The sequence below is a fragment of the Brachymonas denitrificans genome, assembly GCF_907163135.1.
Taxonomy (GTDB): Bacteria; Pseudomonadota; Gammaproteobacteria; order Burkholderiales; family Burkholderiaceae_C; genus Brachymonas; species Brachymonas denitrificans_A.
Map to the genome: position 1 here is coordinate 873,769 of NZ_CAJQUA010000001.1, position 24,161 is coordinate 897,929.

Annotated in this window: 16 protein-coding genes, 1 tRNA gene and 1 riboswitch; of the genes, 11 read left to right on the forward strand and 6 right to left on the reverse strand. The window is 64.8% G+C overall.

Annotated features, from left to right (window positions below):
• Positions 1–18 precede the first annotated feature (18 nt).
• The 3 genes from dapE to dapC all read right to left on the reverse strand — a co-directional run bounded on the left by dapE (position 19) and on the right by dapC (position 3,389).
• Positions 19–1,182 (reverse strand): succinyl-diaminopimelate desuccinylase, encoded by a 1,164-nt coding sequence (gene dapE, locus KKQ75_RS04135; protein WP_213360518.1) that lies wholly within the window; start codon positions 1,180–1,182, stop codon positions 19–21.
• A gap of 97 nt (positions 1,183–1,279) precedes the next feature.
• Complete coding sequence (dapD, locus tag KKQ75_RS04140) at positions 1,280–2,107, reverse strand: 2,3,4,5-tetrahydropyridine-2,6-dicarboxylate N-succinyltransferase (RefSeq protein WP_213360521.1); 828 nt, start codon at positions 2,105–2,107, stop codon at positions 1,280–1,282.
• 70 nt (positions 2,108–2,177) lie between these two features.
• Positions 2,178–3,389, reverse strand: coding sequence for a succinyldiaminopimelate transaminase (gene dapC, locus KKQ75_RS04145; protein ID WP_213360523.1), 1,212 nt, complete (start codon positions 3,387–3,389; stop codon positions 2,178–2,180).
• Positions 3,390–3,541: 152 nt separating this feature from the next.
• Here dapC and smc point away from each other — a divergent pair, with 152 nt between their 5' ends.
• The 7 genes from smc (at position 3,542) to KKQ75_RS04180 (ending at position 14,398) form a co-directional block, all read left to right on the forward strand.
• Positions 3,542–7,060 carry a chromosome segregation protein SMC gene (gene smc / locus KKQ75_RS04150; RefSeq protein WP_213360525.1) on the forward strand — a complete coding sequence of 1,173 codons (3,519 nt, stop codon included), beginning with the start codon at positions 3,542–3,544 and terminating at the stop codon, positions 7,058–7,060.
• A gap of 59 nt (positions 7,061–7,119) precedes the next feature.
• Positions 7,120–8,274 (forward strand): cell division protein ZipA C-terminal FtsZ-binding domain-containing protein, encoded by a 1,155-nt coding sequence (locus KKQ75_RS04155; protein ID WP_213360527.1) that lies wholly within the window; start codon positions 7,120–7,122, stop codon positions 8,272–8,274.
• A gap of 85 nt (positions 8,275–8,359) precedes the next feature.
• Entirely contained in the window at positions 8,360–10,456 is a 2,097-nt protein-coding gene (gene ligA / locus KKQ75_RS04160) for an NAD-dependent DNA ligase LigA (protein WP_213360528.1), read from the forward strand.
• A 165-nt stretch (positions 10,457–10,621) separates the two neighbouring features.
• Positions 10,622–12,127 carry a CHAD domain-containing protein gene (locus KKQ75_RS04165; protein ID WP_213360529.1) on the forward strand — a complete coding sequence of 502 codons (1,506 nt, stop codon included), beginning with the start codon at positions 10,622–10,624 and terminating at the stop codon, positions 12,125–12,127.
• A 62-nt stretch (positions 12,128–12,189) separates the two neighbouring features.
• Positions 12,190–13,107: an EamA family transporter gene (locus KKQ75_RS04170; RefSeq protein ID WP_371686401.1), complete on the forward strand. Its 918-nt coding sequence runs from the start codon at positions 12,190–12,192 to the stop codon at positions 13,105–13,107.
• A 70-nt stretch (positions 13,108–13,177) separates the two neighbouring features.
• Positions 13,178–14,254 (forward strand): 3-deoxy-7-phosphoheptulonate synthase, encoded by a 1,077-nt coding sequence (locus tag KKQ75_RS04175; RefSeq protein ID WP_213360530.1) that lies wholly within the window; start codon positions 13,178–13,180, stop codon positions 14,252–14,254.
• Positions 14,255–14,309: 55 nt separating this feature from the next.
• Positions 14,310–14,398, forward strand: a tRNA-Leu gene (locus KKQ75_RS04180).
• A 79-nt stretch (positions 14,399–14,477) separates the two neighbouring features.
• Here KKQ75_RS04180 and KKQ75_RS04185 read toward each other — a convergent pair.
• The 3 genes from KKQ75_RS04185 to map form a co-directional block, all read right to left on the reverse strand.
• Positions 14,478–14,768: a hypothetical protein gene (locus KKQ75_RS04185; protein ID WP_213360531.1), complete on the reverse strand. Its 291-nt coding sequence runs from the start codon at positions 14,766–14,768 to the stop codon at positions 14,478–14,480.
• Positions 14,769–14,913: 145 nt separating this feature from the next.
• Positions 14,914–17,748: a [protein-PII] uridylyltransferase gene (gene glnD, locus KKQ75_RS04190; RefSeq protein ID WP_213360532.1), complete on the reverse strand. Its 2,835-nt coding sequence runs from the start codon at positions 17,746–17,748 to the stop codon at positions 14,914–14,916.
• Positions 17,749–17,761: 13 nt separating this feature from the next.
• Positions 17,762–18,580, reverse strand: a complete 819-nt coding sequence (gene map / locus KKQ75_RS04195; RefSeq protein WP_213360533.1) for a type I methionyl aminopeptidase — start codon at positions 18,578–18,580, stop codon at positions 17,762–17,764.
• Positions 18,581–18,719: 139 nt separating this feature from the next.
• Positions 18,720–18,993: riboswitch (cobalamin riboswitch) on the forward strand.
• A gap of 195 nt (positions 18,994–19,188) precedes the next feature.
• On the opposite strand from map, the gene KKQ75_RS04200 reads away from it, so the two are divergent.
• From KKQ75_RS04200 to KKQ75_RS04215, 4 genes are all read left to right on the forward strand, one after another.
• Complete coding sequence (locus KKQ75_RS04200; protein WP_213360535.1) at positions 19,189–21,207, forward strand: TonB-dependent receptor plug domain-containing protein; 2,019 nt, start codon at positions 19,189–19,191, stop codon at positions 21,205–21,207.
• Positions 21,208–21,306: 99 nt separating this feature from the next.
• Positions 21,307–22,155 carry an ABC transporter substrate-binding protein gene (locus KKQ75_RS04205; protein ID WP_213360537.1) on the forward strand — a complete coding sequence of 283 codons (849 nt, stop codon included), beginning with the start codon at positions 21,307–21,309 and terminating at the stop codon, positions 22,153–22,155.
• Between the two features lie 8 nt (positions 22,156–22,163).
• Positions 22,164–23,168: a FecCD family ABC transporter permease gene (locus KKQ75_RS04210; RefSeq protein ID WP_250130998.1), complete on the forward strand. Its 1,005-nt coding sequence runs from the start codon at positions 22,164–22,166 to the stop codon at positions 23,166–23,168.
• Positions 23,165–23,983, forward strand: a complete 819-nt coding sequence (locus KKQ75_RS04215; protein WP_213360541.1) for a heme ABC transporter ATP-binding protein — start codon at positions 23,165–23,167, stop codon at positions 23,981–23,983. Before KKQ75_RS04210 ends, KKQ75_RS04215 begins: the two co-directional genes overlap by 4 nt.
• The last annotated feature ends 178 nt before the right edge of the window (positions 23,984–24,161 follow it).

Sequence of the window (24,161 nt, forward strand, 5' to 3'; positions counted from 1 at the left end):
CGGCGAGCGCGCACGGTTTCACGCGTGTTCCGCTTTTGCCAGGTTGGTCAGAATGCGGCGATAGATGCCGGTCAGGGGGGCGATATCCGCCAGCGCCACATGCTCGTTGATCTTGTGGATGGTGGCATTCGGGGGGCCGAGCTCGATCACCTGCGGGCACAGTTGCGCGATGAAGCGGCCGTCGCTGGTGCCGCCGCTGGTGGACAGTTCGGTTTCGATGCCGGTTTCGTCGCGGATGGCCTGCTGCACGGCGTTGACCAGATCGCCCGGCTGGGTGAGGAAAGGTAAGCCGCTGATGGTCCAGTCGAGCGTGTATTCGAGTGCGTGTTTTTTCAGCACCGCTTCCAGGCGCTGCTGCAGGCTCTCGGGGGTGGACTCGGTGCAGAAGCGGAAATTGAAGTCGATCACGACCGAGCCGGGAATGACGTTGCTGGCGCCGGTGCCGCCGTGGATATTGCTGATCTGCCAGCTGGTGGGCGGGAAGAAGGCATTGCCCTGATCCCAGGTGATGCCGACCAGCTCAGCCAGCGCAGGGGCAGCGAGGTGAATCGGGTTCTTCGCCAACTGCGGATAGGCGATATGGCCCTGCACGCCGTGCACGGTGAGCTTGCCGCTCATGGAGCCGCGACGACCGTTCTTGATCATGTCGCCGGTGCATTCCACCGAAGTGGGCTCGCCCACCACGCAGTAGTCCAGGCGCGTGCCGCGCTCGCGCAGCACCTTGCAGACGGCAACTGTGCCATCGGTGGCCGGGCCTTCCTCATCGCTGGTGAGCAGGAAGGCGATGTTGAGAGAGGTGTCCGGCTCGGCAGCCAGATAGTCGCGCACGGCCATCACCATGGCGGCGAGCGAGGTCTTCATGTCGCTGGCGCCGCGGCCGTAGAGCTTGCCGTCGCGGTGCGTGGGCAGGAAGGGCGGGCTGGTCCACTCGGCTTCGGGGCCGGTGGGGACCACGTCGGTATGCCCTGCGAAAACCAGCGTCTTGCCGGCTTCACCCCGGCTGCCCAGGCGCAGCGCCCACAGGTTGCTGACACGGAAGTGGTCCGGGCCGCTGTCGATGCGCTCGCACTGAAAACCCAGGGGTTCGAGATGGCTGGCGATCAGCGGCAGGCAGCCGGCATCGTCCGGCGTGACGGAGGGCAGGGCGATCAGTTGTTCGGCAAGAAGAAGGGTGTCGGACACGGTGAAAATTCCGGGATCTTGAAGACAGAAAGGCACCGCGCAGGCGGTGCCGGGCAAACGCAGCCAGATGGCAGTGTAGCTGCCATCCGCGCATCCATCAGTCGCGCAGCAGGTCGTTCAGGCTGGTCTTGGCACGGGTCTGTGCATCGACGCGCTTGACGATGATGGCCGCGTACAGGCTGTAGCGGCCATTGTCCTTGGGCAGGCTGCCGCTGATCACGACGGAGCCGGCCGGCACGCGGCCATAGCTGATTTCGCCCGTGGTGCGGTCGTAGATCGGCGTGCTCTGGCCGATGTACACGCCCATGCTGATCACGGAGTTCTCTTCCACGATTACGCCCTCGACGATCTCCGAGCGGGCGCCAATGAAGCAGTTGTCCTCGATGATGGTCGGACCCGCCTGCAGCGGCTCAAGCACACCACCCAGACCCACGCCGCCGCTCAGGTGCACATGCTTGCCGACCTGGGCGCAACTGCCCACGGTGGCCCAGGTGTCGACCATGGAGCCTTCATCCACGTAGGCGCCGATGTTGACATAGGACGGCATCAGGATGGCGCCCTTGGCGATATAGCTGCCGCGGCGCGCCATGGCCGGCGGTACCACGCGCACGCCTGCAGCCTGCAGTTCGTTGGCGTTCATGTTGCCGAACTTGGTGGGCACCTTGTCGTAAAAGGTCAGATCGCCGGCTTTCATCACCTCGTTGTCGCGCAGGCGGAAACTCAGCAGCACGGCCTTCTTGATCCACTGGTGCACCGTCCACTGGCCCACCGCCTCGCGCGTGGCCACGCGCAGGGTACCGGCATCCAGCTCGGCCAGCACATGTTCCACCGCATCGACGATTTCCTTCGGAGCGCTGGAGGGAGAAATTTCGGCGCGATGGTCCCAGGCGTTTTCGATGATGGTCTGCAGTTGGATGGTGCTCATGGCGAGTCCTTGTTATGGGTGAGGAGACAACGAAAAAATCAGGCCGCAGGAGGCGGCCGGAAAAGGAGAGTCAGGAAGAAAGGGACTGGACGAAGTTGCGGATGCGCTGGGCGGCTTCCATGCACTGTGCGGTCTCGGCCACCAGGGCCATGCGGATGCGGCCGGCGCCGGGGTTGTGGCCATGCGCCTCGCGGGCGAGGAAGCTGCCGGGCAGCACCGTCACGTTGACCTGTTGCAGCAGCTGGCGGGCAAACTCGGTATCCGAGCCATCGCAGGTCTTGCCGACATGGGCCCAGAGGTAGAAGCCGGCATCGGGCAGTGCCACGTCCAGCACGTCGGCCAGCACGGGCGTGACCTGCGCGAACTTGTCGCGGTACATGCGGCGGTTGTCCTCCACATGGGCCTCGTCGCCCCAGGCGAGGGCGCTGGCCTTTTGCACCACCGGATTCATGGCGCTGCCATGGTAGGTGCGGTACAGCAGGAAGGACTTGACCAACGCGGCGTCGCCTGCGACAAAGCCGCTGCGCAGCCCCGGCACATTGCTGCGCTTGGACAGACTGGTGAACATCAGCAGGTTGCGGAAATCATGGCGCCCCAGCTTCTGCGCGGCTTCCAGGCCGCCGAGCGGAGCCTCGTCGCGGAACCAGATCTCGCTGTAGCACTCGTCCGAGGCAATCACGAAACCGTAGCGGTCGGACAGGGCGAACAGCTTCTGCCATTCGTCCAGCGGCATCACGGCGCCGGTGGGGTTGCCCGGCGAGCAGACATAGATCAGGCGCGTGCGTTGCCAGATATCTTCCGGCACGCTGTCCCAGTCCACTGCAAAGTTGCGCTCCGGCACGCTGGGGGCATACCAGGGCGTGGCGCCGGCGAGCAGGGCGGCGCCTTCGTAGATCTGGTAGAACGGATTGGGGCACAGCACGATGGCGTTGCCGGTGGGGTCGATCACCGTTTGCGCGATGGCAAACAGTGCCTCGCGCGAGCCGTTCACGCTCAACACCTGCGTGGCGGGATCGACCGTCACGCCGTAGCGGCGCTGCATCCAGTCGGCACAGGCCTGGCGCAGGCCCGGTTCACCCACGGTGGCCGGGTAGCCGGCCAGGCCAGGCTGGCCCATGGTGGCATCGCAGAGTGCCTGCTGGATGAAGGGCGGCGTGGGATGTTTGGGTTCACCGATGCCCAGGCTGATGGGGGCGTAGTCCGGGTTGGGCGTGATGTCGGCAAACAGCTGGCGTAGCCGCTCGAAGGGGTAGGGTTGCAGCAGGGACAGGCGGGGATTCATGGATGACGCTGGCACGCAAACACCCTGCGGCCCGCAACAGGCAGCAGGTATGATGCGTTCTTTGATGATTCAACTATTGTAAGAGGCCGAAGCGTGGTACGGATTGCGTAATTACGAACGTAATCTGGCACAGCGCGGCCGATGTTGCAGCCGTGCGCCTCAATTCGATCAAACTTTCCGGATTCAAGTCGTTTGCCGAACCGACCAACTTCATGCTGCCAGGGCAGCTGGTGGGCGTGGTCGGCCCCAACGGCTGCGGCAAGTCCAACATCATGGATGCCGTGCGCTGGGTGCTGGGTGAGAGCAAGGCGAGCGAACTGCGCGGCGAATCCATGCAGGATGTGATCTTCAACGGCACCACCTCGCGCAAGCCGGCCAGCCGCAGCAGCGTGGAGCTGGTGTTCGACAACGCCAGCCACCGCGCTGGCGGGCAGTGGAACCAGTTCTCCGAAATCGCCGTCAAACGCGTGCTGACGCGCGATGGCGGCAGCAGCTACTTCATCAACAACCAGCCGGTGCGCCGGCGCGACGTGCAGGACGTGTTCCTGGGCACCGGCCTGGGGCCACGGGCCTACGCCATCATCGGGCAGGGCACCATCAGCCGCATCATCGAGAGCCGGCCGGAAGAACTGCGCCTGTTTCTGGAAGAGGCGGCGGGCGTCAGCAAGTACAAGGAACGCCGCCGCGAGACCGAAAACCGCCTGCACGATACGCGCGAGAACCTGACGCGCGTGGAGGACATCCTGCGCGAACTCAACAGCAACCTGGAAAAGCTGGAAAAGCAGGCCGAAGTGGCGCAGAAATACCAGGGGCTGCAGCAGACCGGCACGCGCCGCCTGCACCAGTTGTGGTATCTCAAACGTGAGGATGCGGCGGCAGACCAGCACAAGGTCAAGGCCGACGTGGATGCCGCGCACACTGCGCTGGAAGCGCGCATGGCCGAAATGCGCCGTACCGAAAGCGAGCTGGAGGCGATCCGCCAGGCCCATTACGCCGCCGGTGACCAGGTCAACCTGGCCCAGGGCAAGCTGTACGAGGCCACAGCAGAGGTCGGCAAGTTGGAAGCAGAGATCCGCTTCGTGGTGGAAAACCGCCAGCGTGCCGAGCAGCGCCTGCAGCAACTGGGTGAACAGCTGTTCCACTGGAACGAACGCCAGCTCGAGGCCGAGGCCGAGCGCGAAGCGCTGGCAGCGCAGGACATGGAGTCCGAAGAGAAGGCAGCTATCCTGGCCGCGCAGGTCGAGGAACAGGCCATGCAGCTGCCGGAGCTGGAAGATGCCCTGCGGCAGGCGCAGCAGAAGTCGGCCGAGCAGCGCGGGGCTGTGGTGCAGGTGCAGCAGCAGATCCAGGTGCTGGCTGCCGAGCAGCGCAGCATCGACGAGCAGGTGCGCCAGCAGGAGCAGCGCCGCGAGCGCCTGCTGGCCGACCGCAAGGCCCTGGCCGCACCCGAGGAGGCACGGCTGCTGCAGATGCAGACCGAGCTGGCCGGCAGTGCCGAGCAGCTGGAGATCGTGCAGGCGCGCCTGGCCGAACTGCAGGACATGGTGCCGCAGCTGGACGAGCAGCGCCGCACGGCGCAGCAGGCCCTGAACGAGGAAACGCGCAAGCAGGCTGATCTGTCGGCCCGCCGCGAGGCGCTGCGGGCGCTGCAGGAGAAGGTCAAGTCCGATGGCAAGCTGGCGCCCTGGCTGCACAAGCACGGTCTCGGCGAGATGCACCGCCTGTGGTCGCGCCTGCACGTGCAGCCGGGCTGGGAAACTGCGCTGGAAGCCGCGCTGCGCGAACGCATGGGCGCGCTGGAAGTCAGCCGGCTCGAATCCGTCCGCGCCTTCGCCAGCGATGCGCCGCCTGCCAAGCTGAGTTTCTACGCCACGCCGGTCGCCCCGGCAACCGCAAGCGCGGGCAGCCTGCCGCGTATGGTCGATCTGCTGCGCGTGCACGAGTCCGGCCTGCTGGCGATCCTGACCGAGTGGCTGCATGGCTGCTACACCGCCGGTTCGCTCGACGAGGCACTGGCCCAGCGCGACAAACTGCAACCCGGCGAAGCCATCTACGTGCAATCCGGCCATGCTGTTACTGCGCACAGCGTGGATTTCTACGCGCAGGACAGCGAGCAGGCCGGCCTGCTGGCGCGCGCACAGGAAATCGAGAACCTCGACAAGGAACTGCGCGCACAGCAATTCATCCACGAGGAATCGCGCACCGCGCTCAACCGCGCCGAAGCCGCCTATGCCGATGCCAGCCAGCGTCTGTCGCAGGCGCGCCGAGAGGCGAGCGAAAGCCAGACCGCCCACCACCAACTGCAGGTGGAAGTGCTGCGCCTGAGCCAGCAGGCCGAGCAGATGCGTGCCCGCAGCGACCAGATCGGTACCGACCTGGAAGAAATCGACGCCTTGCTTGAAGACCTGCAGGAACGCCGCATGACGGCCGAAGGACGCTTCGAGGAACTGGACATGCAACTGGCCGATGCGCAGGAGCGCCACGCCCAGTTCGATGAAAAAGTGATCGAAGGCGAGCGCAAGCTGGCAACCTGCCGCGAGCAGCAACGCAGCCTGGAGCGTGCCGCGCAGGAGGCCACCTTCGCACAGCGCAGCGTGCAAGCGCGCGCCGCCGAACTGCAGCGTACCCTGGGCACGGCAGCCCAGCAGCTGCAGGCCCTGCAGGCCGAGCAGCAGCGCGCCCGGCAGGATCTGGAATCGCTCACCGCCGCCACGGCCGAAAACGGCCTGCAGCAGGCGCTGGATGCCAAACTGGAGCGCGAGCAGCAACTGGCCGCCCAGCGCAGCACCTACGAAGACCTGACCAGCAAGCTGCGGGCCAGCGATGAGCGCCGCCTGGCGCTGGAACGCGAACTCGAACCGCTACGCCAGCGCATCACCGAACTGCAGCTGAAGGAGCAGGCCGCCCGCATCGGCGTCGAGCAATACGCGCAATCGCTGGCCGAGGCGCAGGTGGACGATGCGGAGATCGCCCGCAGCATCGAGGAAGAGGGCGTGCGCCTGCACGGCCTGCAGACCGAGATTGACCGCATCCAGCGCGAAATTGCCGCCCTGGGGGCCGTCAACCTGGCTGCCATGGAAGAATTGGCCAGCTCGCGCGAGCGCAAGACCTTTCTGGATGCGCAATCGGCCGATCTGATGGACGCCATCGACACCCTCGAAGACGCCATCCGCAAGATCGACGGCGAAACGCGCGAACTGCTGGGCTCCACCTTCGAGACCGTGAACGAGCACTTCGGCCGCATGTTCCCCGAACTGTTCGGCGGCGGCCAGGCCCGGTTGATCATGACCGGCGACGAAATCCTCGACTCCGGCGTGCAGGTGATGGCACAGCCTCCGGGCAAGAAGAACCAGACCATTCACCTGCTCTCCGGCGGCGAAAAGGCGCTGACGGCCATCGCGCTGGTATTTGCCATCTTCCAGCTCAACCCGGCACCGTTCTGCCTGCTGGACGAGGTGGACGCGCCGCTGGACGATGCCAACACCGAGCGCTATGCCAAGCTGGTGACGGCCATGAGCCGCCAGGGCACGCAGTTCCTGTTCATCAGCCACAACAAGATCGCCATGGAAATGGCCGAACAGCTGATCGGCGTGACCATGCAGGAGCAGGGCGTTTCGCGCATCGTGGCGGTGGACATGGAGTCGGCCGTTTCCATGGCGGAAGTGGCCTGAGTGCCCGGAAGCCGGCGCTTTTCGCTCTAAGATATGCGCGATCCCAGATTGGACCTTCCATGAGCAATACCCTACAAATCGGATTGGCCGCTGCAGGCGCCCTGGTTCTGGCCGGACTGGTCGCCCACAACGCCTGGCAGGCGCGCAAGAGCCAGCCGCGCCGGCCCGATCCTGCACCGCAGGCCAGCGCCACCGTGTCCGAAGCCGATGGCGTGGATGCCGCCCTGCAGGCCACTGACATGCTGCCTCCGGGGGCCGGCCCCGAGCTGGCAGGGCAGGACGATGCAGCGCCAAATCACCCGGCGGCAAATGGCGGGTCCGCTCCGGAACACGGCGAATCCGATGCCATCACCCAGAAAATCAGCCTTAATACCGGCCCCGACCGCAAGCTGCTGCTTGATCCGCTGCTGGATGCCATGGCCACCATCGTGCTGGATCAGGGCGCCGTGGTTTCGGGCGAGGCGGCCCAGGCGGCACTGCCCGCTACCCGTCGCGTCGATACCAAGCCGTTCGCCGTGGAAGGCCGCAACCGCGACAGCGGCCTGTGGGAGCCGCCGGTTGCCGGGCAGTTCTACGACCAGTTCCAGGCCGGTGTGCAACTGGCCAACCGCAGCGGTCCGCTCAACGAGATCGCCTTTTCCGAATTCACGCTCAAGACCCAGGCCGTGGCCGATGCCATCAACGGCACGCCGCATTTCCCCGAAATGCTCGAAGAAGTGGCCCGTGCCCGCGAACTGGACCAGTTCGCCAGCGCCAACGACGCGCGCCTGAGCTTCGTGCTGCGTGCGCGCCAGGCCGCCTGGAGCCCCGGTTACCTGCAGCAATGTGCTGCCCGCCACGGTTTCGTGCCCGGCGTGCTGCCAGGCCGCCTGGTGCTGCCGGCATCGGTCGAAGGCGCGCCGCCGTTGCTCAGCCTCGAGTACGACACGCAGGCCGCGCTGGCCGAAGACCTGGAACAGGCAGCCCTCTACGAAGCCCTGCTGTGCCTGGAAGTGACTCACGTGCACCGCGAGGAACAGCCCTTTGCGCGCATGTGCGAGGCGGCACTGCATCTGGCCAAGGACATGGACGGCAATATCACCGACGGCAACGGCCAGCGCATCACGGCCGACACCATGGATGCCATTGCCAATGATCTGGAAGGCCTGTACAACACGCTGGAGCAGCATGATTTCGCGGCCGGCTCGGCACTGGCCCGCCGCCTGTTCTCCTGATTTTTGGCATGCCCGATGCCCAATGGCTGGCCACAACGCCGGCCGTTTGGCGTTCGGGCTTGCGTACTGACACCCCGGATTCCGCATGACCACCCAGGACCTGTTCGCCGACACTCCCGGCCCCACGCCCGCGCAACAGGAGCGCGCCGCAGCGCTGCGCGCGCAGCTGCAGCATCACGCCCATCTGTACTACACGCTGGATGCCCCCGAGCTGCCCGATGCCGAGTACGACCGCCTGTTCCAGGAACTGCAGACACTCGAAGAAGCCCATCCCGAGCTTCGCACGCCTGATTCGCCCACCCAGCGTATCCTGGGCCAGATCCTGCCCGGATTTGCCACGGTGCGCCATGCCGTGCCCATGCTCTCCATCCGCACCGAAACGGACACGGAAGCCAGCGGCGCCATTGCCTTCGACGTGCGCGTGCGCAAGGAACTGGGCCTGTCGCCGCTGGACCCGTCCGTCGAATACGAAGCCGAACTGAAATTCGATGGACTGGCTGTTTCGCTGCGGTACGAGCACGGCGTGCTGGTGCAGGGTGCCACGCGCGGCGATGGCGAAGCTGGCGAGGACGTGACGCAGAACATCCGCACGCTGCGCCAGATTCCGCTGCGCCTGCAGGGCAGCGCCGTGCCCGAGGTGCTCGAAGTGCGCGGCGAAGTCTTCATGCGCCGCGATGATTTCGAAGCCCTGAACGAGCGTCAGCGCGAGAAGATCGCCGCCGGCGCACGCAACGAGAAAACCTTCGTCAATCCGCGCAACGCGGCTGCCGGCGCCTTGCGTCAGCTCGATCCCGCCATTGCCGCCAGCCGCCCGCTGAGCTTCTATGCCTACGGCTACGGCGAGGTGCAGGGCTGGGATGCCATGCCCGAAACCCACAGCGGCATCCTGGATGCGCTGGTCCGGTTCGGCTTGCCGGTGTCGGATCACCGCACGGTGGCGGCCGGCGCGCCGGAACTGGTCGAATTTCACAAGAAGATCGCCGCGCTGCGCGACAGCCTGCCGTTCGACATCGACGGTGTGGTCTACAAGGTCAACGCACTGGCGCTGCAGCAGCGCCTGGGCTTCGTCAGCCGCGAGCCGCGCTGGGCCGTGGCGCACAAATATCCGGCGCAGGAGCAACTCACTACCGTGCAGGCCATCGACGTGCAGGTTGGCCGCACGGGCAAACTCACGCCGGTGGCCAAGCTGGCGCCGGTATTCGTGGGCGGCGTGACGGTCACCAATGCCACCCTCCACAACGAGGAAGAGGCGCGCCGCAAGGACGTGCGCATTGGCGATACCGTGGTGGTGCGCCGCGCCGGTGATGTGATCCCCGAAGTGGTCTCCGTGGTGCTCGATCGCCGGCCCGAGGGCACGGTGCCGTTCTCCATGCCCGATGCCTGCCCGGTCTGCGGCAGCGCCGTGGGCCGTGAGGAGGGCGAGGTCGATACACGCTGCACGGCAGGCCTGTTCTGCAGTGCCCAGCGCAAGCAGGCCGTGCTGCACTTCGCCCAGCGCCGCGCCATGGATATCGAAAACCTCGGCGAAAAGCTGGTCGACCAGCTGGTGGACGGCGGCCTGATCCACAGCCTGCCCGACCTGTACGAGCTCCAGCTCGACACCCTGGCCGGGCTGGACCGCATGGGGGAAAAGTCCGCACAGAATCTGCTCGACGGCCTGGAAAAAAGCCGCCACACCACGCTCGCCCGTTTCATCTACGGCCTGGGCATCCGCCATGTGGGTGAAACCACGGCCAAGGATCTGGCACGCCATTTCGGCCGGCTCGATGCCTTGCTGGCTGCCGACGAACAGGCGCTGCTGCAGGTGCCGGACGTGGGGCCGGTCGTTGCCAGCAGCATCCGCCATTTCCTCGAAGAACCGCACAACCGTGAAGTCATCGAGCGCCTGCGTGCCCATGGCGTGACCTGGCCCGAATCCGATGGCGCCGTGGACAGCATGGCACCGCAGCCGCTGGCCGGCAAGACCTTCGTGCTCACCGGCACGCTGCCGGGCATGAGCCGCGACCAGGCCAAGGAACTGCTGGAAGCCGCCGGCGCCAAGGTGGCGGGCAGCGTGAGCAAGAAAACCGATTACGTGGTGGCCGGCGCCGAAGCGGGCAGCAAGCTGGAAAAGGCCCAGGCGCTGGGCGTGGCCGTGCTCGATGAGGCAGGCATGCTCGAACTGCTTGCGCAGGCCGTGTGAAAGGCCCGAGCAGGGCGTGTGCGGGATGGGGGCAGCAGGCTTCACACAGCAATAGCCGAGCCGCCCCTTGCGGATGGGCAGTTGGCCTACCCACGTTGTAACGGATTCGTGTTAGCCTGTCCCCTTGTTGTCTGCAGCCAGCGGCTGCATCCAGGAGCCCGAAGAATGAGCACTGAAATCGAGTTGAGCCTGTCCCTGTCGCCTTCGCAGAATGCGGAGTTCAAGCGCAAGGTGGCCAAGCTGTTGCCACAGGCGTCCAAGCCGGTGGAACAGCCACTCGTCAGCATCTATTACGACACGCCTGCCCTTGATCTGGCCAAGCGCCGCATGGGCCTGCGCCTGCGCCAGCAGGGCAACCAGTGGATCCAGACCGTCAAGTTCGGCCAGAAGGGTGGCGGCGGCCTCAATGCGCGCACCGAGGTCGAGCACATCACCCATGGCCAGATGCTGGAACTGGCCAACATCGGCCACGTCGAGGCGCGCGATTTTCTGTGCGACGACAAGATCGCGACCCGTCTGCAACCTACCTTCGCCACGCGGGTTGTCCGCACGCAATGGGAAGTCGAGGACAAGCAGGGCAATGTGGTTGAAATCGCCCTGGATGTCGGCCACATCGAATGCGATGGCCGCAAGCATCCCATCAATGAAGTCGAAATCGAGCTCAAGCACGGCACGACCGAGGCGGTGTTTACCGTGGCCCTGATGCTGGCCCGCAACTTCGCCCTGCTGCCTCAGCAGCGCAGCAAGGCCGAGCGCGGCTATCGCCTGTTCGAGCAGATTCCAACCACACCCGTGGGTGCGCAGGATGTTCCGCTGGATCCGGAGATGACGCCCCACCAGGCACGCCGTGTGATCATGCTGGAATGCATGCGACAGTTGCAGTTCAACCTGGTCGAACTGGGGCAGGGCGATGACATGGAGTTTGTGCATCAGGCGCGCGTGGCCATTCGCCGCATGCGTTCGGCCGACAAGGCCTTTGCGGCCCTGCCCACCGATTCGGTGTGGAACCAGCTCGAGACCAAGCTGCAGGCGCTGGCCCAGCAGCTCGGCGAAATCCGCGACCGCGATGTGCTGGTGCGCGAAACCATTGCCGCCGTGGAGCCCTCGCTGGCCCACCGCGTCAAGCTCGAGCCCGTCAAGAAGCATCTGATGACCCAGCGTGAAGCCCTGATGCGAGCCATGCGGGAGGATCTGGATTCGCCGCGTATCGGCATGCTGCTGCTGCAGGTGCTGCACTGGCTCTACCAGGAGCCGCCAGCCAATGCAGAGGAAGACAAGCTGCGCGCCTTCACCCGCGATGCGCTGAACCGCCGCGCCAATTCGGTCGACAAGCTGGCGCGCCGCTGGCACAAGCTCAACGAGGAGCAGCGCCACACCCTGCGCAAGCAGGTGAAGAAATTGCGTTATGCGGCAGAGTTTTTTGCGTCGCTGTACGATGCCTACAAGGTGAAGAAATACCTGTCTTCGCAGCAGGCCATGCAGAAGGTGCTCGGCACTATGAATGACGCGGCCGTATGTCGTCACATGCTCGAAACCTTGGCCAGCCAGCACCCCGAAACGGCATTTGCCGGCGGGGCCGTGGCCGGTTGGTACGAGCACATCGACATGGAATCCAGCCAGCAAACCGAGCAGGCACTGGAATCGCTGAAGGAGGCGCGGCCTTTCTGGTAAGCCCGCGCCGCGGGCTGCCGCACCTGTCCTGATTCCTCCTGCTGCTGCCCGTTTTCCATTTCATGCAATCTGTCATCCCCGCGCGCCACCTGCTGCTGGCGCTGGCCGTCGTGTTCGTCTGGGGCACGAATTTCGTCGTCATCCGGCTGGCGCTGGACGCCTTGCCGCCGCTGCTGTTTGCCACGCTGCGCTACCTGCTGGCGGCCTTGCCCTTCATGCTGCTGGTGAAAAGGCCGCAGGTGCCCTGGCGCAACCTGGCGGCCTACGGCGTGCTGATCGGGGTAGGGCAGTTCGGTTTGCTGTTCATCGCCATGCAGCGCGACATTTCGCCGGGGCTGGCTTCGCTGGTGATCCAGTCGCAGGTGTTTTTCACCATGGGCATGGCGATGGCTCTTTCGGGTGACCGGCCGCGGCTGTTCCAGTTGGTGGCCAGCATGGTGGCGGCGGCCGGCATGGTGGTGATTGCCGTGCGCACGGATGGATCGACCACGCTGCTCGGACTGGTGCTGATCACGCTGGCGGCCATCAGCTGGGCCGCAGGCAATATCGTCAACCGGTCGGCCGCACTGGCGCAGCAGGCCCGTGGCGGCGAGCAGCTGAACATGCTGGCCTACGTGGTATGGAGCAGCGCATTTGCGGTGCCGCCGCTGTTCCTGCTTTCGCTCTGGTTCGAGGGCTGGCCGCGCATCGTCGAGGGCGTCACGCAGACCAGCTGGAGTACCTGGCTGGCCGTGCTGTGGCAATCGTACGGCAACACCATTTTCGGCTACGGCGCCTGGGCCTGGCTGCTGAGCCGTTATGCAGCTGCCTCGGTCAGCCCGATGGCACTGCTGGTGCCTGTGTTCGGCATGGCCGCTTCGGCGCTGCTGCTGGGCGAGGGCATGCCGGGGTGGAAGTTGCTGGCGGCCGGGCTGGTGCTGTTGGGACTGACCATCAACGTGCTGTGGCCGCATGTGCAGCGGCGCTGGGCTGCGCGCTGAGCAAGCAGGACGGCTGCCGAGCCGCTACAATGATCTGCTGCATTGCAGCAATCCTGAACACTGTACCGGCATGACTTCCTCTACCCACGACACCACCCGCATCGACGACACCCGTATCAGCGCCGTCCGCCCGCTGCTCACTCCTGCCCTGCTGCAGGAAAGCCTGCCCATCAGCGATGTGGCGCTGGAGCGCGTGGAGCAGCAGCGTCGCGCCATCAGCGATGTGCTGCACGGCCGCGATGACCGCCTGATTGTGGTGGTGGGGCCGTGCTCCATCCACGATCACGACCAGGCCATCGAGTACGCCCAGCGCCTGCTGCCGCTGGCGCAGGAGCTCGCAGGCGAACTGCTGGTGGTCATGCGCGTGTACTTCGAAAAACCGCGCACCACCGTGGGCTGGAAAGGCTACATCAACGACCCGCATCTGGATGGCACCTTCGCCATCAACGTAGGCCTGGAAAAGGCGCGCCGCCTGTTGCTGGATGTGATCGAGCTGGGCCTGCCGGCAGGCACTGAATTTCTGGATCTGCTCAGCCCGCAGTTCATCAGCGACCTGATCGCCTGGGGCGCCATCGGCGCCCGCACCACCGAAAGCCAGAGCCACCGCCAGCTGGCCTCGGGCCTGAGCTGCCCGGTCGGCTTCAAGAACGGAACCGATGGCGGCATCAAGGTGGCGGTGGACGCCATGGTGGCGGCACAATCGCCCCATGCCTTCATCGGCATGACCAAGATGGGCCAGGCCGCGATCTTCGAGACGCGAGGCAATGCCGACTGCCACGTGATCCTGCGCGGCGGCAAGGCGCCCAACTACGATGCAGCCCATGTGCAGGCCGCCTGCGAGGCGCTGGCCAAGGCCGGCCTGACCGAACAGGTCATGGTCGACCTGTCGCACGCCAACAGCAGCAAGCAGCACCAGAAACAGATCGACGTGGCCGCCGACGTGGCCGCCCAGATCGCCGGCGGCGAGCGCCGCATTACCGGCGTGATGATCGAGAGTCATCTGGAAGAAGGGCGGCAGGACCTGGGCGATGGCGAACTCAAGCGTGGCGTATCCATTACCGATGCCTGCATCAGCATGGATCAGACCGAGCCGGTGCTGCGTCAGCTGGCCGAGGCTGTGCGCACGCGTCGTGAGGCGGCACGCTGAGTCTGCCCACCGTATAATCGCAGGCTTTCCGGCGCATCTGTATCAGATGCGCCACGCCTCGATGGTGAAATTGGTAGACACAGCGGACTTAAAATCCGCCGACGGTAAAACGTCGTACCGGTTCGATTCCGGTTCGAGGCACCAAATAGAAAGACCTGCTTGCATCGTTCAAGCAGGTCTTTTTCTTTGCGGGTTCAGGGCAGCGACAAACTGCCCTTCAAAATCACCACTTCTTGCCGCGGCCCATATTGCCAGCCCCCTTGCGCTTGCCCTTGCCGGCATTCTTGTATTGGCCGTAATGGTTGCCCTGGTTCACATGTGCCTTGCGCTGGCCCAGATGCAGGCCGTTGTCGCCCCGCGCCGCAACCGGCGGGTTCACGACAACGCCGGGGGTGGATACCACCACGCCGGGCACGCCCACGTTGACGGAAGGCGGATTGATATGGACGGTAGCAGCCGATACGCCAAAGGCGGCGGCTGTGGTGGCAATCAGGATGGCGATTTGTTTTTTCATGGTTATCTCCGTTGGGCGCGTGCCTTGATCAGGCAGCACGCCATTATTCAATCAGAGCGGTGCTGCACGGGCTTTACGAAGAGCCCCAAAGTGTGTGTAAATGCTAATTGCACTGATGCTTTTTGCCTAGGCTGTGACAAATGTCTCAGTGGATGGCAATCGCATCCAGCAGCGCGCGTTCCAGTTCGGCCTGGAAGCGTGCCGACGCGAGCGAAGGCGACGCGATCAGGAAGGTGTCTTCCACCCGCTCGCCCATGGTCGAAATCTTGGCCAGTTGCACGCTGATCTGGTGCTGGCTGAGCACGCGGGCAATGCGATAGAGCAGGCCGAGACGGTCGCTGGTGGTGATGGTCAGCACCCAGTGCTGGGCTTTTTCATCGGCAGAAAGCTGCACCGCCGGCGTGATCGGGAACATGCGCACGCGGCGCGAAACACGGCCACGCGCGGGTTCGGGCAACGGGCCGTGCTGTTCGATGGCGCGCGCCAGCGAGGTTTCCACCATGGTGATGAACTCGCGGTAGTGCTCGGGCATGAGCGAGGTCACGACCTGGAAGGTGTCGAGCGCGTAGCCATCGCTGGTGGTGTGCACCTTGGCGTCCAGAATGCTGAAGGCGGCCTGCTCGAAGTAGCCGCAGATGCGGGCGAACAGTTCTGGTTGGTCGGGGCTGTAGACCAGCACCTGCAGGCCTTCGCCATGCGGGGCCGGGCGGGCACGCACCACCGTCTTGCCCTGGCCGGCATGGCGGGCGATGTGGCGTGTGTGCCAGGCGATGTCGCCGCTGTCGTGGCGCATGAAATAGCCCACGTCCAGCGTGTTCCACAGCTTCACATGGCCCTCGAAGGGCATGGAAAACCGCGCCATTTCCACCAGCGCGCCGCGCTTGTGCGATTCCACCAGCGAATCCTGATCTGGATGGTGACCGCCGAGCACGCGCAGGGTGGCCTGGTACAAGTCTTCCAGCAGCTTGCCTTTCCAGCCGTTCCACACCTTGGGACTGGTGCCGCGGATATCGGCCACGGTCAGCAGGTACAGCGCCGTCAGGTAGCGCTCGTTGCCCACCTTGCGCGCAAAGGCGAGGATCACTTCCGGGTCACTCAGATCCTGCTTCTGCGCAATGGTGCTCATGCTCAGGTGTTCGCGCACCAGAAAGGCCAGCAGGCTGGTGTCGGGCTTGCTGATGCCGTGGTTCTTGGCAAAACGGCGGATTTCGCGCTCGCCGAGCAGCGAATGGTCACCGCCGCGGCCCTTGGCAATGTCATGAAACAGTGCGGCGGTGGACAGGATCCAGGGCGAGTCCCAGCCGGCGGCCAGTTGCGAGCACAGCGGATACTCGTGCGCATGCTCCACCTTGAAGAAGCGCCGCACGTTGCGCACCACCATCAGGATGTGCTGATCCACGGTGTAGACGTGGAACAGGTCGTGTTGCATCTGGCCCACGATCTTGCGGAACACCCACAGGTAGCGGCCCAGCACGGAGGTCTGGTTCATCAGGCGCAGCGCCTGTGTCACGCCGCTGGGCGCCTGCAGGATCTGCAGGAACTGCTGCCGGTTGACCGGATCGCGCCGGAAGGCACTGTCCATCAGCACGCGGGCGTTGAACAGGGCGCGCAGCGTGCGTGCCGACAGACCCTTGATGCCGACCGTCTGCTGCAGTACCAGAAAAGTTTCAAGAATGGCGTGCGGCTGCTCGCGGTAGAGCGTGTCGCTGACCACTTCGAGCAGGCCGTTGTTGTCGAGAAAACGCTCGTTGATCGGCCGCATTTCGCGCCGCTGCGCGCCCAGCGCCAGGTAGTCGGTGTGTGGCGTGGCCGTGCTTGCCACGGGGTTGACCACTTCCTGCGCGGCGAGCTGGGCGCCGGGTTCGCTCGCCTGCGGATCGCGTGCGGAGCTGCGTGCCTGCAGCGCACGCATGGCGCGGGTGACGGGCGCCGGGTCGTAGTTGCGTGTGTGGCCGGAATCGCGCAGGCGTTCGGCAATGTTCAGCAGCAGGATCTGGCTGAGCTGCGTGACGGCCTTGGCCGTCCAGTAATAGTGCCGCATCAGCGCTTCGCTGGGGCGGATCGGGCTGCGATCGTGGCCCTGGCGCGTCTGGCGTTCGATCGGGGTGTAGCCGAAAAGCTCGGCCACCAGTGTCTGCATGTCGAACACCAGCCGGTCTTCACGCCGGTTGGCCACCATGTGCAGGCGGGCGCGGATCAGGCTGAGCAGGGTGTAGTTGCGCTTGATCTGCTTGGCCTCGTAGCGTGTCATCAGGCCGTGGCGCGTCAGCGCATCCCAGGTGGTGCCGTAGCCGGCTGCCTTGGCCACCCACAGCACGATGTGCAGATCACGCAGGCCGCCGGGAGATTCCTTGCAGTTGGGCTCCAGCGCATACGGCGTGTTGTCGAACTTGGCGTGGCGCTGACGCATTTCCAGCGTCTTGGCCAGGTAGAAGGCATAGGGCTGCATGGCGCTGTCGTAGGCCGCGCTCAGCTGGCGGTACAGGGCCTGCGGGCCGAAAATCAGCCGGCGCTCCAGCAGCGAGGTCTGCACCGTGATGTCGCCCGCGGATTCGCTCAGGCACTCCGACAGGGTGCGTACGGCGGAGCCGATCTGCAGGCCCAGATCCCAGCAACTGCCGATGAAGGCGCTGACGCGGGCCTGGACAGGATCCTGCGCCGGGGCAGGGTGCGCCGCATCGGGCAGCAGCACCAGCACATCGACATCCGAATGCGGAAACAGCTCGCTGCGTCCGTAGCCGCCCACTGCCACCAGTGCGGCCTTGTCCCGGTCCAGCCCGTGCAGGCGCCACAGCGCCAGCAGCACGGCGTCAGTCAGCTGGGTCAGCTTCCGCAGCGTGCCCAGCACGCCGCGCATGCGGCGGTAGCCGATGTCCGGATCCCGGAAGTGCGCAAGCAGGGCTTCCTTGTCGCGCGCATAGCCATCCCGCAGCGCCTGCAGCGCCTCTGGGGCAACGGCGTCCGGGCTCTGCGCGTGCATGGTCAGGCCGGGTTCAGGTGCGGATGGCGCTGACGAAATCCGGCAGCGCAGGCATGCCTTCGGATACGGTCAGCACTTCGTAGCCGGTTTCGGTCACGACGATGGTGTGCTCGTACTGGGCCGACAGCGAACGGTCCTTCGTCACGATGGACCAGCCGTCGTTCGATTCCTTGATCTCGCGGCGGCCGGCGTTGACCATCGGTTCAATCGTGAAAATCATGCCGGGCTGCAGCTCTTCCAGCGTGCCGGGCTTGCCGTAGTGCAGTACCTGCGGTTCGGTATGGAATTCCTGTCCGATGCCGTGGCCGCAGAATTCGCGCACCACGCTGTAGCCGTGGCTTTCGACGTATTTCTGGATGGCGCTGCCGATATCGCCCAGGCGCGCGCCCGGCTTGACTTCGACAATGCCTTTCCACATCGACTCATGGGTGACGCGGCACAGACGGCGCACGAACGGGGGCGCAGCATCTTCGCCGCCCACGATGAACATGCGGCTGCTGTCGCCATGCCAGCCGTTGGTGATGGGGGTCACGTCAATGTTGACGATATCGCCTTTTTTCAGCGGCTTGTCGTTGGGGATGCCGTGGCACACCTGCTGGTTGACCGAAGTGCAGATGGACTTGGGGTAGGGCGTGTGGCCCGGGGGCGCGTAGTTGAGCGGCGCAGAAACGGAACCACGGCTGGAGGTGTACTCCTCGCACAGGCGGTCGATCTCGTTGGTGGTGACGCCGGGGACGATGTGCGGGCCGATATAGTCGAGCAGCTCGGCCGCGAAACGGCAGGCCACCCGCATGTGATCGATTTCTTCGGGTGTATGAATCTTGATGGTCATGGGGCGCAATTATCCTGCAATGCGGCATCCCGCGTGGGCAAAGGGGCGTTGCGTACAGGCACTTGAACGGCAATGTCTTGCCCATTTCGTGGGCAGCGACAGGGTTTGTAATTACAATCGGTCACGCATCGGCGTGTGGCCGGTGCACTAGACCACAGGTGCCTGCAGGCGCCGGCTGCGGCCGGAATGCGCAGGTTAAACGGGAACCGGGTGCGCGTTGCATGGCAACGTCAGGCCCGGACTGCCCCCGCAACGGTAAGCGAGTGTGGGTGTATCAGGCTGCGCCAATCGATGGCGCGGCAGCCACTGCAGGTGCGGTGCGGCGTTGTGCAAGGCAACGCGCGCGCCGCCTGTGGGAAGGCGATGCACCAGAACTTGCGAGTCCGGATACCGGCCTGTTGTTGTGGATGCTGTCGGATCAGGGTTGCGACAGCTTGAACCTGGCCGTCTGCGGGGAGCAGACAGAACATCGCTTGTTTCTTCCGGCATCGTCGTGACAACGCAAGCAGGCTTTGCATGGCCTGTGCGATGTCGTGCAATGCCTGCAGCGAAACTGTCTGCGTGCAGCGTGGCCATCAGGAAAATCGAGAGTGGCTTTGAAAATGAAAATGGAATCCATCCGCCTGGCAGGCTTGCTTTTCTGCCTGACGCCGGTTGCTGCTGCCGTGGCGCAGACGGCAGGGCCTGTTGAGGTTGTGGCTGCATCGCAAGACACTGGCGCCAATGCAGACACCTATCGCGTCGTCGTAACGGGCGCACGATCGGAAATGCGCCTGAAGGATACGCCACAGCGTATCGAGGTGGTTACCCGCAAGGAAATCGAGCAGACACCCCACCACGATCTGGCTGACCTGCTGGACAAGACCGCCAACGTCGATATCAAACAGTATCCGGGCATGAATGCTGCCGTTTCCGTGCGCGGTTATACGCCCAGTTCTCCGATGGTGGGTGAGTCGTGGCAGACGCTGTTTCTGCAGGACGGCATCCCTGCCATCAAGGACAACATTGGCCTGATTCCCAGCCAGGGGGCCGCTCGGGTCGAGGTGCTGCGCGGACCGTCTTCTGCTTTGTATGGCGCACAAGCCATGTCTGGCGTTATCAATGTGATTCCGGTTCGCCGTACTGGCGATCTGCAGGGCGGGGTTGGCGTTTCTGTCGGCAACTTCAAGCATCGTTCGGTGCAAGCGGATATTGGCGGTGCACTGACTCCGTGGCTGAACCTGGACTATTTCGGATCATGGCAGAAGCAGGGTGACTACAAGTCCGGCGATGGCACGCGCTGGAACAACAGCGCTGCCACTCAGTACAGTCACGGACTCCGGCTCGGTTTTGAACTTGCTCCGGGCTGGACACTTGACGCTCGTGCAGATGTGGCGCGCGGCGATGATGTTGGGAACCCTGGTGCCTGGTCGGAGTATGACGGCAAGCCTACTGTCAAGGATGTGAAGCGCGATTTGTACAGTGCCAAGCTCAAGGGGGTGATGGGGCAACATGCGTTGAGCGCGGCTGTCTATTCCGGCAAGGAAACCAACACTACTTACAAGGCGCCGCCAAGCGGCCAGCGTCCGCTGGATTTCGATGCAAAAATCACCTGGCAGGGCGCACAACTCAAGGATGAATGGACCTGGGCGGATGGCTACAAGCTGGTGTATGGTGTGGATTACGACCAGACCAAGGCCGGATCGGTCAGCTACCTGTTCGGTCCCGCAACGGTTTACAACCCCGACAGCAAGCTGCAGACGACTGCCATCTACGCGCAACAGCATATGGCATTCAATAACGATCAGACCAACGTGTACGTGGGTGGACGTTATGACCGCTTCAAGCTGTCCACCTTGCCGACGGCCCTGCTGCCCAACAATACGCCGCAAAGCCGGACATTCAACCAGTTCAGCCCGAGCGCGGGTATCAAGCACTACTTTACGCCGATGGTGGCCGTGCACGCCTCGGCCGGCAAGGGCTTCATGGCGCCCAGCGCATGGAAGCTGGCAGGGGACTACTCCACGTTCTCGAACTACCGTGGCAACCCCAACCTGAAGCCCGAGAGCAGCCGCAGCGCGGATATCGGCGTCACGCTGGAACAGCCTGACTGGAACGTTGACCTGACCTTTTATGACACCCGCGTCAAGGACAAGATCGTCAGCTACAAATATCAGGAAGCAGGCAAAGGCTACACCAGTTGGATCAACGCAGATCAGGCCCGCATGCGCGGACTCGAACTCACGGCAGGCTGGGACATCAATCCCAATCTCAAACTCGGATTGGGTTATACCCATAGCCTCCGCGCCGAATCAGAGAGCAAGGGTGTATGGAAAGATCTTGAGTACGTACCCAAACACAGTGCACGCTTGACACTGGACGGCAACTGGGACAAGTTGCACACGCGAGTGGGCGCCCGTTATACCGGCAAGGCCACCAAGAGCGCCTTCTTTGCCGACTGGAGCAGTACCACCAAGCAGTACCCGGGCTACACCCTGTGGGACGCCAGCGTGGCCTACCGCTTCCTGCCGAATCACACCCTGAGCTTCAGTGTCGACAACCTGTTCGACAAGTATTACGAGTCGGTTCCCGGCTATGCCATGCCCGGCCGCGAGTTCAAGCTGGGTTACCGCTGGGACTTCAAGTAAGCTGCCGGCATGACTGTGTGGCACACGCCCGAATCCGCTGAATGTTCGCCCGTTCCGCCGCCTCGGCGGGGGCGGTGGGGCGTTACGGTGGCGGCTGGCGTGTGTCTGCTGGCAACGCTAGGGGGCTGCCAACCGGCCGACAAACCCGCTCCGCTTGGGGCGAGCAAGGCGGCCATTACCGCCAAGCCCCAGCGCATCGTCTCCCTCAACCTCTGCGCCGACCAGTTGCTGCTGCAGCTGGTCGAGCCGCAGCGTATCGCGGCACTGAGCAAGCTGGCGCATGATCCCGAGCTGTCCATGCTGGAGACGAAGGCGCGCACCTTGCCGATTGTCCGTGGCGATACGGAAGAAGTGCTGCTGCTCAAGCCCGATCTGGTGCTGGTAGGTGCCTACACCACGCGTTACACCAGCCAGATGCTGCGCGATCTCGGCATCCGCGTGGTGGAGGTGCCGCTGGCGCACAAGCTGGACGAAGTGGTCACGCAGACTGAGCTTGTCGCCGCTGCCGTCGGCGAGCCAGAGCGCGGGCAGAAGCTCGTGCAGACCATCCGCGAACAGGAGCAGGCGCTGCGCACCACCGTGCAGGGCGATCCAAAGCCCTGGCCGATCGCCGCCGAGCGCAGCTGGCAGGGCTACAGCACCGGCAAGGGCACCATGATGGATGAGCTGCTGCAACTGGCCGGCTATCGCAATGCCGGCGTGCTGGCAGGCCTCAATGGCTACGGCTATTTGCCGCTGGAGCGCCTGGTCGAAGCCCAGCCCGACCTGATGATGACCCCCGATTACGCGCGCAAGCTCCCCAGTGTGGAACCGCGTGAGCAACTGCATCCCGCGCTGGCCGGTACCAGCCTGAGCGAGACCATCCTGCCGACGCGCATGACCATCTGCGGCGGCTACTGGAGTCTGCAGGTGGCGCGCATGCTGGCGCAGCGCAAGAGCGCTTCATAATGCGGGCCATGCAAGAAACCGGAATTCGCTCCAGCCTGTGGTGGCTGCCAGCATGGCTGCTGCTGGCGGCGTTGGCGCTCGCCTCGCTGGCCGTGGGCTATGCCGACATGAAACCGCTGCGCCTGCTGCAGGGCGCGCTGGCGGGTGAATGGGTGCCGTCGCGCATCCTGTGGGACTTGCGCGTGCCCCGCACCGTGCTGTGCGTGGCGGTGGGGGCGTCCCTGGGCATGTCCGGTGCGGCCTTGCAGGGCCTGCTGCGCAATCCCCTGGCAGAACCCGGGCTGCTGGGCGTGACAGGCGGCGCGGCGCTGGGCGCCGTGGTGGCGCTGTATACCGGTCTGGCCCAGGCGATGGTGCTGGCCTTGCCACTCGCAGGCATGGCCGGCACGGCGCTGGCCGTTGCGCTGGTGTTTGCGTTGGCGCGCCGCAACGATGACACCACCACGCTGATTCTGGCCGGTGTGGCAATTTCGGCGCTCAGCAGCGCCCTGATCGCGCTGGTGATGAACTGGTCGCGCAATGCCTTTGCCTTGCAGGAAATCGTGTTCTGGATGATGGGCTCGCTGGCCGACCGCAGCATGCGCGAAGTCGGGCTCGCCGTGCCCGCGATCCTGGTCGGGATGCTGTTGCTGTGGCAGTCCCGCCGCGGCCTGCAGGCACTGGCACTGGGCGAGGAAACGGCGCACTCGCTGGGCATCGATCTGCGCCGACTGCGCCTGCTGGTGCTGGTCGGGACGGCCTGCAGCGTCGGTGCGGCCGTATCGGTGGCGGGATCGATCGGCTTTATCGGACTCGTTGCGCCGCACCTGATGCGCCCCTGGGTCAAGGCCGATCCGGCTCGATTGCTGCCCGCTTCCGCATGGGCGGGTGCCGTGCTGCTGCTGCTGGCGGACATGGGCGTGCGCCTGCTCTACAACGAAGGACAGGAGCTCAAGCTGGGTGTGCTGACGGCGCTGATTGGTGCGCCGTTCTTCCTGTCGCTGATTCTGCGTCTGCACCGGAGGGAAGCATGAGCGCAGTGATGCAGGATCAGGCCATGCAGACGCAAGTAGCCGGCAAGGCTTCACTGTTGCAGGCCAGCGGCCTCGTGGTCAAGGCCGAGGAGCGCCGTCTGCTGGACGGCGTGCATCTCGAACTGCAGCCAGGCCAGTTGCTCGGCGTGCTGGGTCCCAACGGAGCCGGCAAGACCACGCTGCTGCGCGCCTTGCTCGGCGTGGTGCAGCCGGAGCAGGGCGCCATCACGCTGGAAGACAAGCCCCTGCAGCACTGGTCCGCACGCGAGCGCGCACGGCGCATGGCCTATCTGGCGCAGGGCCAGCAGGTGCACTGGCCGCTGCCGGTGCGTGATGTGGTCGCCTTGGGCCGTCTGCCGCATGGCGATGGTCACACCGCGTCCGGCCGGCAGGCAGTGGAGCAGGCCATGGAACTGGCCGACTGCCACACCCTGGCCGCGCGCAACGTGCAGACGCTTTCGGGCGGCGAGCGCGCCCGTGTGCTTCTGGCCCGTGCCCTCGCCACGCAGGCCCCGGTCCTGCTGGCCGACGAGCCACTGGCGGCGCTCGATCCGGCCCACCAACTCCACATCATGGCCTTGCTGCAGCAACTGGCAGGGCAGGGCATGGCTGTCGCCGTGGTGCTGCACGATCTGACGCTGGCCTCGCGCTTCTGCACGCAGGTTTGCGTGCTGCAGCAGGGCCGCATGGTGGCCCGGGGTGCACCGCATGCCGTGCTGGACGACGATCTGCTGCAGCAGGTGTTCAACCTGCAGGTGCTGCGCATGGAGCAGCCCGGCGCTTCCTGCGTCGTGCCGTGGGAAGTCTTTGCCTGAACCGTTGTAATCGCCCTGGATGGCAGCAGTTTTGGCCGTCGCGGGGGCACTCGCATTACACGTGACGTTTACAATGGAGTCTGTCATGCCGGTAGCAGTACCGGCAGGTTTTTTCATTGGCAGAATCCTGGCACTGGCGGCTTGCGCCGACAGCTTGCATCCCTGATTCCAGACCCTC